Raw genomic sequence first — 14238 nt, 5'->3', positions numbered from 1 at the left:
TGGTAGCTCACACACTCAGGCGAAAAATGACCACTTCCCCCGCATCGTTCAAGACGATGATTCTGGACAAGACGATCAAGCGCGCCGACGCGATGAAGATCCGGTACCACCGGATTCACGTGGCCCCCGACTTCAACCCGCGCGACTTGGACGACTTCTACGAAACCGACATTCAGGAACTGCTTGCCCACATACTGGCCGGCGGTACGCTGCCGCCGCTGGAGGTCATCGCGATGGCTGACGGGTCCGGCGTTGAACTTGTCGACGGGCATCGGCGCTTCGATGCCATGGGGCGCGCCATCGCCCAAGGATTCCCCATCGATTGGGTTTCCATCGTGGCCTTTCAGGGCAACAAGATTGATCGCCTGGCACGCGTATACACCAGCAACAAGAACTCTCCCCTGCGCCCCCTGGAAGCAGCTCGCGGCTTCAAGCGCTTCCGCGGCGCCGGCCTGGACAGCGCGGAGATTGCCGCCCTCGTCCATTGCAGCCGTACCCATGTCGAAAACTACCTTGTCCTTGCCGACGCCGAACGCGAAGTGCAAGAACTGGTCCGCAGCTGCAAGGTGTCCGCCGAGGTCGCTATCGACGCCGTGCGCAGGCTGGGCGCCAAGGCCGGCGACTTCCTCAGCGGCAAGGTGGACCAGGCCAAGGCCGCCGGCAAGTCCAAGGTCACCGCCAGCACCATCCACGGCCGCGCCCTCCCCCGCAAAGTCGTCTCCCCGCTCATCAGCGGCGTGGACTCCTTCATCAAGGGACTGGACGCCAACCAGCGCGCAATCCTCATCGACATACAGGAAGGCCGCGTAGCAGCCGACACCATCACCGTATCCACATCCGCGCTACTGGACCTGTTCCAGGCCCACGGCGCCGTCGAAACCGTCCGCGCCAAACGCGCCGAGAAAGCCGCCAAGGAGGCACAGCAAGCCGCCCCCGATACACAGGCACCTATAGACCTTGAACAAGAGGAAGCCACCGCATGAGCGCCCCCGAATCCCACACCAGCGCCGATCAGGCGCTCAGCAGCCTCATGGGCGCCGTTGGTGGCAATCCCGAAGCCTCGCGGCTCGAATCCGCCCCCGTCGCCCCGCCGAGAGACTGGAAAGCAGTTCAGGCCGCCATTGACGACTACCTGGAAGGCTACGAGCTTCGCCTTGATGAGGGATGCCACACCCCTACCGAGTTCGAACGGTTCCTGCTAGTCGATGCAGTAGCCGGCCTGATGGCAGACGACGAGTTCATTGACGCGCTGTACTCGGCAGTGACCGCTGCCCGCGCCGCTCCCGCTGCTGGCGATGCGCATATCGACCCAGCGCTGCTGCGCGAGACCGCCGACCATCTGACGGAGGATGGTCATTCCATCGATCAGGGTCGCGCCGATGAGGTCGCCGCATGGTTGCGGGTCATTGCCGCCCAGCAGGGCAAAGGGGAAGCAGCATGAAGCGCATGAGCCTCGAAGAGTTTCACGCCGTGTGCAAGGCTCAAGCCAGCAGCAGCGAACTGACGACGGTGAAGTGTCCGATGTGCGGCACCTTGCAGAACGGACTCGATTTCATAGCCGCCGGCGCGGGTAAGAATTGGGGCGACGTGGCGCGGTATGTCGGCGTTGACTGCGTCGGGCGCTTCACGGGCGCTGGATCGCCTCGAAAGGAGCCGGACGGCCAGACATGCAACTGGAGCCTGTCCGGCCTGTTCCAGACCCACCGCATGGTGGTGGTCACGCCCGATGGCATCGAGCATCCGCATTTCGAACTGGCGAGCCCGGAAGAAGCGGCAGCACATCACGATGCGCAGCACGGCAAAGGGGGTGTGGCATGAAAAACGGCATCGATGTCCTCAACGAGTTCACGAAGGAAGAAATCATCGCCTACGTGCGTGACAAGGGATTCTTCCTGCGCATCAGTCGCCGAGACCTGCTTTTCATCCGCTGGAAGCTTGCTAGTGAGAAGCTGATGGCCGACTACGATGCGGAGCTTGCCCGTTGGGAAGCTGAGAAACCCGACTTCGCGAAGCGCGACGCACTGGCCGTCCAATGTAACGCGACCACCGACATCCAAGAACGGATCCAGCTGCTACGCGAGATCGAGCCCTACGACAAAGCTATGCACGACCACCTGATGCGCAGCAAAAGGCTGGACGCCCGGCAGAAGGCCGTGGACCGCATGTATCGCGATATCGAAAGGGAGGCAGCATGAAGACGATCCAGCTTATCGATGTAGCCCACGTGGAGGCCGCCGCCCAGGAAATGGCGAAGTACGCTGAGTCGTGCCGACGCGCAGCCAAGGATGTGCCGATCCTGGCCGACATATACACCGCGCAGGCGCTCTCCGGCGACATGGCGGCGCGCTACCTGCGGACGATCATCGAGCGGCATGGACGTATCGCGGCCGCCTCTCAGCAGCAGGAGGGGTGATGCGTACCGCCATTGATCTGTTTGCGGGCCTGGGCGGCAATTCCGAGGGAGCCCGCCAGGTAGGCGTCCACGTCGTCTGGGCGGGCAATCATTGGCCGCCTGCCGTCGACACGCACGCCGTCAACCACCCCGAGGCCGTCCACGTCTGCCAGGATCTGCACCAGGCGGACTGGACGAGTGTGCCGTCGCATGACCTGCTGATCGCATCGCCCGCATGCACCGGGCACACCAACGCCCGCGGCAAAGAACAGCCGCGCCATGATGCCGCTCGCGCCACGGCCTGGGCTGTGGTGTCCGCCGTCGAATGCCACCGCCCGCCAGCGTTCCTGGTCGAGAACGTCAAGGAATTTTTGGGGTGGGAACTGTTCCCCGCGTGGTGTGCCGCTCTTACCGCACTTGGCTATGCCGTGTCGCCCCACTTGTGGGACGCCGCTGATTGCGGCGTACCGCAACACCGGTTGCGAGTGCTGATCGCCGGCACACGCAGCCGGCACCCGATCCAACTGACCGCGCCCTCGATTGCACACCGGCCCGTCCGCGACGTAATCGACTTTGCCGCGGGGAAGTGGTCGCCCGTTACTCGACCCGGCCGTGCGCCCAATACCCTGGCACGAGTGCGCGCCGGTCGCCGACAGCACGGCGACCGCTTCGTCATGCCGTACTACGGATCCGGCTCAGGCCTTACAGGCCGCTCCCTGGACCGTCCGCTAGGAACCATCACGACCCGCGCACGCTGGGCGCTTGTAGACGGCGACCGCATGCGGATGCTCACCACGGACGAGAACCGCGCCGGCATGGGCTTCCCCGCCGGCTACCACCTGCCCGACAACCACGCCCTGGCGCTGCACATGCTGGGCAATGCCAATCCGCCGCCGCTGGCGGCCTACGCCATCGACGCCATAAGGAAAGCAGCATGACCGACAACACCACCGCCGCCCAGGCGGCACACACCAACCCGCTGAGCGACGAATACGTCAATGCGGTGATCCAGCAGCACGGCTACCAAAGCCCGGAAACGGTCATCGCGCGGCTCAACCAGTGGATCGGGCTGCACGGCGGCGAAAACGGCGTCACCCTGCTCATGTACGAAGCCCACAAGGCGCTGGTAAAGCTGCGCGCCCCTGTAGCCGATTCCACGCTGCCACTCGAACAGATGCTGCACGAGTTGGTGAGCAAGATCGACACAGGGCTGGATACCGGCGATCTTCTGCAGGATGCACGACGAGCCTCTACCGTCCTGGATACCATCATGACCGGCGGCGACCTGGTGGCCTGCGCTCATACGTTCTTCAAGGAGTGCGGTGAAGACAAATGGCGCGACCGCTACGAAAGATCGCTGGACTTTCGGCTTGGTTGGAATGCGTGCCTCGACGCGATTGACGAAGCACGGGCGAAGCGCGCCGCCCTGGCAAGCGCCCCTGTAGCCGGGGAGGCGACAGACTGGCCGACCCCGGCGCAGGAAGCTGAAGCGGCAAAACAATGGGATGCCTGGGCGCATGAGATGAACCAGTGCCGTGATGCATCACTGGAGCAGGCCGCCCGTATCTGTGACGCCGAAGGCCAGGAATGGGATTCGGATGCCGTCATTACCGAGAAGAACTACGCGGAGCATTGCGGCCGCCGCATCCGTGCCCTCAAAGGGTCCGCCGCGCCCCAGGCCAGCGAGGCGGTGCGCAACGACGGGTTCAGTGACGGCGTGATCACAGCCCTGGAGGTCATGACGTCGCACGGTGACTGGGGAAGCACAGCGTATTGCGAACTGCTCCAAGCCGCTGGCCTGGAGGCAGTGGTCAGACGTGCCATCGGTCAGGAGACTTGGGAAACCGCTGGGCTCGATCGCACCCCAATGGCTATCGAATGCCGCGCCGCCCTGTCCGCACAACCGGAGCAATCATGACTGCACTCTATGCACTCGCGGTCCCGCTCGCGATCGTCATAGGCATCGCCGCAGGGCTGATGATGCCGCATCGGGGCAAGCGCCCCCGGTGCCGCTGATGACGGCAACCGACACGAATGAACCAAGTTCTCAGCAAGCCCACCTAGCGTGGGCTTCGTTTTGGAGGCAATATGCCAGTCAGGCATTTGACCATCAAGAAATTCGCCGATGAATCGGGCTACAGCGAAGATGCGATCCGCACTAAGATCCGCGACGGGATCTGGCCCGAAGGAACCGTCTGGGTGAAGGCGCCGGATGGGCGAGTTCTAATCAACACCGAAGGATATGACGAATGGGCAAGCAGTACGATGGCGTTCGGCCGGCTTCCGAGTCCTCCATCGAAATCGACTTCTATTATGCGGACCAAAGGTGCCGGGAGCGCATCAAGCTCCAGCCCAGCCCCGCTAATCTGAAGCGCGCGGCCAACCACCGCGCCGCCATACTCGACGCTATCGCCCGTGGCACGTTCAATTACGCAACGACCTTCCCCGGAAGCAAGAACGCAGCGAAGTTCAGCCCGAAGGCTATCAGCCAGAGCGTGCGGGCCTATCTGGAAAGCTGGGTAGACAGCAAGGCAAAGACCATCAAGGCCAGCACGGCCGAAGGCTATCGTAAGGCGGTTAACGGCCGCCTGGTTCCTTCGCTGGGTGCCCATGAATTACCGGACCTCCGGCGCGCCCATGTCAAGGCAATGTGCGAAGACATGCTGACCTCGAACAAGCGCATTGCCAACGTTCTATCGGTCCTTCGCACCGCATTGGACGATGCTGTTACAGATGAACTCATCGACACCAACCCCATTGCGGGCTGGACATACGCGCGGAACGAGCCGCCCAAGGAAGAGGATGATGTGGATCCATTCACGGCTGCGGAGCAGGCCGAGATCCTGAAAGCGCTCGATGGGCAGGGGCGAAATCTGATCCAGTTTGCGCTATGGACCGGCATGCGCACCTCGGAGATGGTCGGTCTGCGATGGGATGACGTGGACCTGGCCCGCGGCGAAGTGCGTGTAAGGCGCGCCACCACCCAGGCGGCGAAAGGAGCGGCGGAAGTCCCGAAGACCAACAGCAGCAAGCGCATGGTGAAGTTGCTTGCTCCGGCTCGGGAGGCGCTGGAGGCGCAGAAAGCCTTCACCCTGCTGGCGAATGGTCATGTCTTTCACAATCCGCGCACGAATTCCCCCTGGGAAGGCGACCAGCCAATCCGCAAGACCCTGTGGCAGCCTGCCCTTAAGCGCGCCAAGGTTCGTTATCGCGTGCCATACCAGACCAGGCACACATACGCGTCCATGATGCTGTCCGCTGGCGAGCATCCCATGTGGGTTGCCAACCAGATGGGCCACGCGGATTGGGGCATGATTCGCCGCGTATATGGCCGCTGGATGCCGGACGCCGCCCCGGACGCAGGGACCAAGGCGGAAGCCCTGTACGGCTCACCGAATAGTCAACATTTGGTCAGCATTACCCCCAAGACCCGCATGAATACTGGATAGCACGGGGGTTCAATTCCCCCCGGCTCCACCAAATACCGCAGAAGGCCGGTCTGATTCAAAGTCAGACCGGCCTTTTTTATTTGCCTGCGCCGGCCACCGGCCGGCGCTGTGCTCACACCTCCAGCCTGAACTGCGGCAAGGTGATCTCGTCCGACACCTGTTCGAAACACACCCGCACCCGGCTTCCTATCCGGACCGCCTCGGGCGGGGTGTCGATGATGTTGGCCATCATGCGCACGCCTTCGTCCAGGTCGATCATGGCGACCACATATGGCACTTTTTCGCTCAGGGCGGCATTGCTCGGACGCCGGTTGACGGTGTAGGTGTAGACGGTGCCCAGTCCTGCGGAGTCGATCCACTCGATGCTGTCGGACAGGCAGGCGGTGCAGAATTCGCGCGGATAGAACTGGCGCGTCTTGCAGCAGGCGCATTGCTGGATGACCAGGCGGCTTTCCTTCGCCGCGTCCCAGTAAGGCTGGGTGATCCGGGTCGGTTGCGGCAGCGGGCGTTGGGCGAGTTCCATGGTCAGACTCCGAGTATCAGGGTGGTGTTGCAGGAAAAAACCAGGCCTGGCGCGTGCACCAGGGCCAGTTCGGCGCGGGGCAGCTGGCGCTCGCCGCATTCCTTGCGCAATTGGTGCACGGCCTCGAGCAGCAGCAGCATGCCGAACTGGCCGGGATGGTTGTAGGACAGGCCGCCGCCCGAGGTATTGATGGGGAAGTCGCCTCCCGGAGCCAGGCGTCCGTCCGCCACGAAGGCCCCACCCTCCCCGCGCTTGCAGAAGCCCAGTTCTTCCAGCGACTGGATCACGCCGATGGTGAAATGGTCGTAGATCTGCACCACGTCGATGTCGGCGCGCGTGACGCCGGCCATGGCGAGCGCGGCGTCGGCCGTCTGCGCCACATTGGTGTCCAGCCAGTCCGCCGTGTTGAAGGGCGTGTAGTGGTGCGAGAAGGATTCGGCGATGCCCATCACGTAGACCGGCGGCCGCTTGAGCTCTCGCGCTCGCGCCGCGGACGTGATGATGACCGCGCCGCCGGCGTCGGTCACCAGGCAGCAGTCACGCTGGCGCAAGGGGTCGGCAATCAACTTGGACGCCATGACTTCCTCGATCGAGGTGTCCTCGCGGCGGTAGGCCTTGGGGTTGAGCTGCGCCCATTTGCGCGCCGCCACCGCCACTTCGGCCAGGTCCTTGTGGGTGGTGCCGTAGCGCTGCATGTGCAGCTGCGCCACCATCGCGTAGTAGCCGATAGGGCTCAGCTGCCCATACGGCGTGATGAACTGTCCGCGCGGCATGCGCATGTCTTCGGGCGTGCCGCCCACCTTGCGCGTGCCGTCCGACAGCTGGGTGCTGCCGTAGGCCACCAGAGCCACCTCGCACATGCCGGCCTCGATGGCGGCCATGGCGTGGCGGATGTGCATGACGCTGGACATGCCGCCCACGCTGGTCGAATCCACATAGCGCGGCCGTATGCCCAGGTATTCCGCCAGGTGCAGCCCGGCGAACTTGTCGTCCACGTGCGCGAACACGCCGTCGACGTCCTTGAGCGTCAGGCCGGCATCGCGCAGCGCGCGGGTCGCTGCCTGCGCCTGCAGGTCCAGCGAGGTCATCCCGGGCACTTTCCCCAGGTCGGATTCGGCGGCGCCGACGATGGCAACCGATTTCGAGAGATGCTTGCTCATGTAGGGATCTGTTCCTGTCGAAGTCGAAGAAGAAGAAAGTTCAAAGCGTCCGTGCGATCAGCTCTCGCATCACTTCCGAGGCGCCGCCGTAGATCCGGTTGGGCCGCACGTCGGTGTAGGCGCGGGCGATGGGGTATTCACGCATGTAGCCGTAGCCGCCGTGGAACTGCAGCAGGTCGTCGATGGCGCTGGTGGCTTCAGATGCCCACAGCTTGGCCATGGCCGCGCCGCCGGCATCGAGCTCGCCATCCAGGTATTGCTGCACGCAACCGTCGACAAAGGCGCGAGTGGCGGCGGCCAGGGTCTTGATGTCTGCCAGCTTGAAGCGGATGTGCTGGTTGTCGATCAATGCCTTGTCAAAGGCGCGCCTGTCCTTGGTGTAGTCGACGGTCCATTGCAGCGCGCTTTCCAGCGCCATGGCGCAGCGCACCGCGATCATCAGGCGCTCGCGCACCAGTTCCTTCATCAGATAGCCGAAGCCCTGGCCTGGCTCGCCCAGCATGTCCTCGTCCGGCACGAACATGTCCTGGAAGAAGAGTTCGGCCGTGTCCTGCGCCTTCTGCCCGACCTTGTCCAGCAGGCGTCCGCGCGTGAATCCGGGCGTCGCGGTATCGACCCAGAACAGGCTGATGCCGCGCGCGCCGGCTGCCGGATCGGTCTTGGCCACCACCAGCACGCGGTCGGCATGGAAGCCGTTGGTGATGAAGGTCTTCTGGCCGTTGATGACGTAGCCGCCCTGCGCGCGGACCGCCGCGGTGCGTATCGCCTTGACGTCGCTGCCCGCGCCCGGCTCGGTCATGGCGATGGACGCCACGATATCGCCCTGGGCCATGCCGGGCAGGTCGCGCTGCTTCTGGCGCTCGGTGCCGAAGTTCAGCAGATACGGCGCGACGATATCGGAATGGGTGGTGAAGCCGGTGACGCCGGTGGCCAGCGCACGGGCGATCTCTTCCACCACGATGATCGTGTGCAGGAAGTCGCCGCCGCCCCCGCCGTATTCCTCGGGCGTGCTGGGCAGCAGGATGCCGGCCGCGCCGGCCTTGCGCCACAGTTCGCGCGGCACCAGGCCTTCCTGTTCCCATTGGTAGTGATGCGGCGTGATCTCTTGCGCGATGAAGCGCGCCACGGTGTCGCGGAACAGGTCATGCTCCGCCGAGAAAAGCTTGCGCTGCCGATTCATGCTGCCTCCTGATCTTTCATGGCGGGCCGCCTAGGCTTGCGGCCAGTAACGTTGCTTGACCAGGCGCTTGAGCAGCTTGCCGGTCTCGGTGCGCGGCATGTCGCTGGAAAAGTCCACGCTCTTCGGGCACTTGATGGGCGAGATCCGGTCGCGGCAATAGTCGATCAACTGCCGCGCCAGGTCGGGGCTGGCCGCGGCCGGATCGCGCAATTGCACGACGGCCTTGACCTCCTCGCCGAACTCCGGGTTCGGCACGCCGACCACCGCTACGTCCGCCACCGCGGGATGCGTGCTCAGCAGGTTCTCAGCTTCCTGGGGATAGATGTTGACGCCGCCCGACACGATCATGTTGGACAGGCGGTCTGTCAGGTACAGATAGCCGTCCTGGTCCAGGTAGCCGATATCGCCGTAGGTGGCCCAGCCGCGCGCGTTGTAGGCGCCGCGCGTCTTGGCCGGGTCCTTGTGGTATTCGAAGGAGCCGCCGCCGGAAAAATAGATGACGCCAGGCTGGCCCGGGGGCAGTTCGTTCAGCCCGTCCTCGCTCATGATGTGGGCCTGGCCGAACTCCGGCCGGCCGACCGAGCCGCGGTGCGCCAGCCACTCATCGGAGCCCAGCGAGGTGCGTCCCACCAGTTCGGTGCCGCTGTAGTACTCGTACAGGATCGGCCCCCACCACGCGATCATGGCTTCCTTGACGTCGGCGGGGCACGGCGCGGCCGCATGCACGGCGTAGCGCAACGTGGACAGGTCGTGGCGCGTGCGCTCCTCCTGCGGCAGGCGCAGCAAGCGGATGAACATGGTCGGCACCCATTGCGAATGCGTGACGCCATGGGTGGCGATGGCCTCCAGCGCAGCGGCCGCGTCGAATTTTTCCATCATCACGCAGCTGCCGCCCGCCCGCAGCGCCGCCATGTTCCAGCGCACCGGGGCCGCGTGATAGAACGGCGCGGTGGACAGATAGACGGTGTCGCGGTCGAAAGCTTTCCAGGCGCTGCTGGGCGCATCGCCAACGCGGAAATAGCGGTTGGCCACCGACAGCGGGCGCTTGATGCCCTTGGGCAGCCCGATGGTGCCCGACGAATACAGGAAGTCCGTGCCCTCCGGGGTTTCAGGCAGGGCCACGTCATCGGCGTAGCGGCCGATCCAGTCTTCGTACGGGATTGCGCTGGCGTCCGCGCCGTCCATGCTGACGCGCAGCACGCCGCGCGCATCCAGCTCGTCCGCATCCGTTTCGGCCTGCGTGTGACCGGAATAGAACAGCACCCGCGCGTCGCAGTTTTCGATGATGTAGCGCGCTTCCTCGCGCTTGAGGTGGCGGCTGATGGTGGTGTAGTACAGGCCGACGCGGTGCGCGGCCCACAACAGTTCGAAGAAGCGCGGATGGTTTTCCAGGAATACCGCGATCACATCGCCGGATTGCAGGCCGGCGTCCAGCATGGCCGCCGCGCATTTGCGGCTGCGCAGTTCCAACTCGCGCCAGGTCACCGTGGTGCCGGACGGAATCATGCGGTAGGCGATGCCATCGGGCATCTCCCGGGCATGGGCTTCAAGTACTGACATGGTTCACCTCTGGTTTCTCTCAATGCGCCAGGCTGGCGGCGCCGTGGCTCAGCACCACCGTGCCGCGCTCGTGGGCCAGCGCGCGGAATTGCAGGCGGTCGCCGTCGCGCCAGATCTCCACGCGCAGCGTCTCGCCCGGGAAGAACGGCGCGGAAAAGCGCGCGGCGATGGCGCCCAGCCGTTGCGGCGCCGCCGGCGCGCAAGCCTGCAGCAAGGCTCGCGCCGCCATGCCGTAGGTGCACAGGCCATGCAGGATGGGCCGGTCGAAGCCGGCGGTGCGCGCCATGTGCGGCAGCGCGTGCACCGGATTGAGATCGCCGTTCAGGCGATAGAGCAACGCCTGCTGCGGCAGCGTGGACAGCAGCACGACCTGATCGGGTTCGCGTTGCGGCGTGGCCGGCAGGGCCTCGGGCGGCTCGTCGCCCTGGCCGAAGCCGCCATCGGCGCGGCAGAACGACACATGCTCCACCGTGGCCAACGGCGCGCCGCTCTCAGCATCCGAAATGTCGCGCACGGTGACTACCAGCGCACCCTTGCTGGCGCCTTTGTCCACGACGCGCGTGACGCGGGTCTGGCTGCGCACCGCGCCGGCCGCGGCCAGCGGCGCATGGAAGGTCATGCGGTGCTCGCCGTGCAGGATCTTGACCCAGTCTATGCCGGTGGCCGGATCGGCGGCCCAGCCATTGGGCGCGCCGATGGTGGCCAGGAAAGTCGGCACCACGGCCGTCCCGTCCTCGTGCACGTAGCGCAGCTCGGCTTCATCGGCCGGATCGCTGCCGTAGCCCAGGCCCAGCGCGTAGATCATGCAGTCGCGCGCGCTGTAGCGGTCGACGCGGTCCTCGAACTTCCAGTTGCGCAGGTTTTGATAATCGATTGCCATGGATCATGCCTCCCTACGCATGCCGGCGGCGCCAGGCCGCCGGCATGCTGGTCATTCCGCCTTGATGCCGGCGGCCTTGATGATTTTTTCCCAGCGGTCTTTTTCCGACCGGATGAAGCTGTCGAACTCGGCCGGCGTGCCGCCCAGCGGAATGCCGCCCTGCTGCGCCAGCTGCTTTTTCACCTCTTCATCGGCCAGGACCGCGTTGAGCTCCTTGTTCAACCGCGCGACCACCGCTGGCGGCGTGCGCGCCGCGACCAGCACGCCCAGCCAGGCGCCGACGTCGACATCGGGATAGCCTTGCTCGGCCAGCGTCGGCACGTCGGGCAGGATCTGGCTGCGTTCGCGGGTGGTGACCGCCAGCGCCCGCAGCCTGCCCGCCTTGACCAGCGGCGCCACGGTGATCACGTTCTCGACCGTGAAGTCGACCTGGCCTGCGACCAGGTCGTTGGTCGCGGGCGCGGCGCCCTTGTAGGGCACGGTGACAGCGGTGAAGTCCAGGCGGTTCTTCAGCAGCTCGCCGCCCAGGTGTCCGGACGTGCCGATCATGGAAACCGCCATGGACAGATTGCCCTGCTTCTTGCGGGCATAGTCGCGGAACTCGGCCAGCGTCTTGACCGGCGCGTTGGCGTTGACCACCAGCGCGTTCGGCATGGTGATGATGCGGATCACCGGGGCGAAGTCGGACATGGCGTACGGCAGTTTGCTGTACAGCGTGTAATTGACCGCGTTCGGGCCGCTGCTGCCCATGACCATCGTGTAGCCGTCGGGCTCGGCGCGCAGCAGGCCTTGCATGCCCAGGATGCCGGCCGCGCCTGCCATGTTTTCCACCACCACCGGCTGGCCGAGCCGCTCCGACAGCTTCTTGCCTATCACCCGACTGGTGATGTCCAGGATCCCGCCGGGCGAACTGGGCGCGATCAGGCGCAGGGGCTTGTTCGGATAGTCATCGGCCGCGTGCGACATCTGCGGCAAGGTCATTGCGGTCATCAGGCCGGCCAGCACTGCCAGCGTGTATCGCCTGCGTGTGTTCATGTATGTCTCCTGATTGGTCTTGTGTCCGCGGGCTTGTGGCGCCCGCTGTCTCGAATCCGGCGAACGGACCCGTTGCCGCGCGTCAGTCCACCTTCATGCCGGTGGCATCGACCACGCCCTGCCACTTCTTCACTTCGCTCTTCAGGAAGGCCCGCGCCTCTTCGGGGCCGCCGGTCAGGGGCCGGGCGTAGATCCGGTCCATGAATTCCTGGACATCCGGCTGCTTGTTGATGTCGGCCACGGCATCGGCCAGCGTCTTCAGGACCGGCGCCGGCACCTTGGCGGGGGCCGCCATGAAGTACACCGCTTCCACGTCGTAGCCCTTGAGGCCGGCTTCCTCGATGGTGGGCAGGTCGGGCATCGCCTTCATGCGCTCGCGCCCGGTGACAGCCAGCGCCTTCAGCTTCTTGGACTGCACCAGCGGAATGGCCGTGGAAACGCTGCCGAACATCATGTCCACGGTGCCCGACATCAGGTCCACCTCGGCCGGCGACACGCCCTTATAGGGCACGTGGGTCATGTCGACGCCGGCCATGACCTTGAACAGCTCGCCCGCCAGGTGAATGGACGAGCCCATGCCGGCCGAGGCGAAAGTCAGCTTGTTGCCGCCGGCCTTGGCCTTGCTGATCAGGTCGTCGACACCCTGGATGCTGGAGCCGGGCGGCACCACCAGGATGTTGGGCGTGGAGGCCACCATGCCTATGGGCATCAGGTCGCGCTCCCAGTCGTAGGGGTTGCGCTTCATGGCGGCGTTGGCCGCCACATAGTTGGCCGCCATCGCGATGGTGTAGCCGTCGGCCGGGGCCTGCGTCAGCGCCTGGATCGCGATGTTGCCGCCCGCGCCGGGGCGGTTTTCCACGATGAATGTCTGGTTGAAACGTTCGCCGAGCTTTTTGGCGTACAGGCGGGCAAGCAAGTCCGTGGCGCCGCCGGGCGCGAAGCCCACGTACACCCGCACCGGCTTGTCCGGATAAGCGTCGGCCCCGCTGGCTGCGCCTGCGGCAGCCAGGCTCAGTACCGCGGCCAACAATCCCTTCAACATTGCCATGAGTCGATCTCCTTCCGTTTTTTTAGAGATATGGGAATGTCGGGCCAACTTATTCCGACATGCCGAACAGTATAACGACGTGCCGATATTAATTGTCAAGAATTCCGGTGGTGTGTATATTTGTTCGGAACCTCGGAATAAATTCAAACTTGCCAGGCGCCTATCCCGGGATATCGGATTTCGGGCCCAGCGTGCCGGGCGCCATCAGCTACAGAAGGGGAATGGAGATGGACCTGCAACTCACCGGTAAAGTCGCCGTCATCACGGGTTCCGGCCGCGGCATTGGCTATGCGTCGGCACTGGCCCTGGCGCAGGAAGGCGCCCGCATCGTCATTACCGACATCAATCCCGAATCGGTGGAACAGGCGGTAGCCAACCTGAAGCAGGCCGGCCACGAGGCCATCGGCGCCGTGCTCGACGTCTGCGACGCGGAACAGGTGCAGACCATGGCCGAGCTGGCCGCGCACAAGTTCGGCGGCATCGACATCCTGGTCAACAACGCCGGCTTCACGCGCGACAAGTACCTGCTCAAGATGCCGGTGGAGGACTGGGATTCGGTGGTCGACACCATCCTGAAAGGCGCCTACTACTGCACCAAGGCCGCCCTGCCCTCGATGATGGAAAGGAAGTGGGGCCGCGTCATCAACATCGCCTCGCGCGCGCACTGGGGCAATCCCGGCCAGACCAACTACTCGGCTGCGAAGGCGGGCCTGATCGGCTTCACCCGCGCGCTGGCGCTGGAACAGGGCAAGTTCAACATCACCGCCAACGCCATCGCCCCGGGACTGATCGAAACGCCGCTGGTGCGCGGCCTGTCCACCTACGAAACCCTGCGCGCCAATGCGCTGGCGCGCCAGCCGGTGCCACGCCTGGGCGCGGTCGAGGACATCGCCAACGCGGTGGCCTTCCTGGCCTCTGAACGGTCCTCCTTCATCACGGGCGAACTGCTGCATGTGACCGGCGGCCGCTACGCTTCGTAAAACGCTCCTCCCTTCCGGAATCCGATCAGCC

The 14238-nt window shown here is 64.9% G+C and carries 16 protein-coding genes; 9 read left to right on the top strand and 7 right to left on the bottom strand.

Annotated features, from left to right (window positions below; translation table 11 throughout):
- Positions 1-26: 26 nt before the first annotated feature.
- The 8 genes from IB257_RS30055 to IB257_RS30020 all read left to right on the top strand — a co-directional run bounded on the left by IB257_RS30055 (position 27) and on the right by IB257_RS30020 (position 5841).
- Complete coding sequence (locus IB257_RS30055; RefSeq protein WP_192493242.1) at positions 27-983, top strand: ParB/RepB/Spo0J family partition protein; 957 nt, start codon at positions 27-29, stop codon at positions 981-983.
- Positions 980-1441 carry a hypothetical protein gene (locus tag IB257_RS30050; RefSeq protein WP_192493241.1) on the top strand — a complete coding sequence of 154 codons (462 nt, stop codon included), beginning with the start codon at positions 980-982 and terminating at the stop codon, positions 1439-1441. The genes IB257_RS30055 and IB257_RS30050 overlap by 4 nt, the downstream gene beginning before the upstream one ends.
- Positions 1438-1818 carry a VVA0879 family protein gene (locus tag IB257_RS30045; RefSeq protein ID WP_192493240.1) on the top strand — a complete coding sequence of 127 codons (381 nt, stop codon included), beginning with the start codon at positions 1438-1440 and terminating at the stop codon, positions 1816-1818. Before IB257_RS30050 ends, IB257_RS30045 begins: the two co-directional genes overlap by 4 nt.
- A complete protein-coding gene (locus tag IB257_RS30040) occupies positions 1815-2195 on the top strand; it encodes a hypothetical protein (protein WP_192493239.1) in 381 nt (126 codons plus the stop codon). The genes IB257_RS30045 and IB257_RS30040 overlap by 4 nt, the downstream gene beginning before the upstream one ends.
- Positions 2192-2413, top strand: coding sequence for a hypothetical protein (locus IB257_RS30035; protein ID WP_192493238.1), 222 nt, complete (start codon positions 2192-2194; stop codon positions 2411-2413). The genes IB257_RS30040 and IB257_RS30035 overlap by 4 nt, the downstream gene beginning before the upstream one ends.
- Positions 2413-3330 (top strand): DNA cytosine methyltransferase, encoded by a 918-nt coding sequence (locus IB257_RS30030; protein ID WP_192493237.1) that lies wholly within the window; start codon positions 2413-2415, stop codon positions 3328-3330. Before IB257_RS30035 ends, IB257_RS30030 begins: the two co-directional genes overlap by 1 nt.
- Positions 3327-4310, top strand: a complete 984-nt coding sequence (locus IB257_RS30025; RefSeq protein WP_192493236.1) for a hypothetical protein — start codon at positions 3327-3329, stop codon at positions 4308-4310. The genes IB257_RS30030 and IB257_RS30025 overlap by 4 nt, the downstream gene beginning before the upstream one ends.
- A gap of 331 nt (positions 4311-4641) precedes the next feature.
- Positions 4642-5841, top strand: a complete 1200-nt coding sequence (locus tag IB257_RS30020) for a site-specific integrase (protein WP_192493235.1) — start codon at positions 4642-4644, stop codon at positions 5839-5841.
- Positions 5842-5953: 112 nt separating this feature from the next.
- On the opposite strand, the gene IB257_RS30015 is transcribed toward IB257_RS30020, so the two are convergent.
- The 7 genes from IB257_RS30015 to IB257_RS29985 form a co-directional block, all read right to left on the bottom strand.
- Positions 5954-6364, bottom strand: a complete 411-nt coding sequence (locus tag IB257_RS30015) for a Zn-ribbon domain-containing OB-fold protein (protein ID WP_054450873.1) — start codon at positions 6362-6364, stop codon at positions 5954-5956.
- Between the two features lie 2 nt (positions 6365-6366).
- Entirely contained in the window at positions 6367-7524 is a 1158-nt protein-coding gene (locus IB257_RS30010) for an acetyl-CoA acetyltransferase (RefSeq protein ID WP_192330001.1), read from the bottom strand.
- A 40-nt stretch (positions 7525-7564) separates the two neighbouring features.
- Positions 7565-8704: an acyl-CoA dehydrogenase family protein gene (locus IB257_RS30005; protein WP_054450868.1), complete on the bottom strand. Its 1140-nt coding sequence runs from the start codon at positions 8702-8704 to the stop codon at positions 7565-7567.
- A gap of 30 nt (positions 8705-8734) precedes the next feature.
- Positions 8735-10264 carry an AMP-binding protein gene (locus IB257_RS30000; RefSeq protein WP_192493234.1) on the bottom strand — a complete coding sequence of 510 codons (1530 nt, stop codon included), beginning with the start codon at positions 10262-10264 and terminating at the stop codon, positions 8735-8737.
- Between the two features lie 19 nt (positions 10265-10283).
- Positions 10284-11144, bottom strand: a complete 861-nt coding sequence (locus IB257_RS29995) for a MaoC/PaaZ C-terminal domain-containing protein (protein WP_054450862.1) — start codon at positions 11142-11144, stop codon at positions 10284-10286.
- Between the two features lie 51 nt (positions 11145-11195).
- Entirely contained in the window at positions 11196-12179 is a 984-nt protein-coding gene (locus IB257_RS29990) for a tripartite tricarboxylate transporter substrate binding protein (protein ID WP_054450860.1), read from the bottom strand.
- A gap of 82 nt (positions 12180-12261) precedes the next feature.
- The gene (locus tag IB257_RS29985; protein WP_054450858.1) at positions 12262-13227 is read right to left on the bottom strand and encodes a tripartite tricarboxylate transporter substrate binding protein; all 966 of its coding nucleotides are present in this window, start codon (positions 13225-13227) and stop codon (positions 12262-12264) included.
- A gap of 227 nt (positions 13228-13454) precedes the next feature.
- Between IB257_RS29985 and fabG the strand changes: the two genes are divergently transcribed.
- Positions 13455-14207 carry a 3-oxoacyl-ACP reductase FabG gene (fabG, locus tag IB257_RS29980; protein ID WP_119450912.1) on the top strand — a complete coding sequence of 251 codons (753 nt, stop codon included), beginning with the start codon at positions 13455-13457 and terminating at the stop codon, positions 14205-14207.
- The last annotated feature ends 31 nt before the right edge of the window (positions 14208-14238 follow it).

The sequence above is a fragment of the Achromobacter sp. ACM03 genome, from assembly GCF_014851665.1.
GTDB lineage: Bacteria > Pseudomonadota > Gammaproteobacteria > Burkholderiales > Burkholderiaceae_B > Achromobacter > Achromobacter aegrifaciens.
Note: the sequence above shows the minus strand (reverse complement) of the source record. Positions and strands in the feature narration are given on the sequence as shown.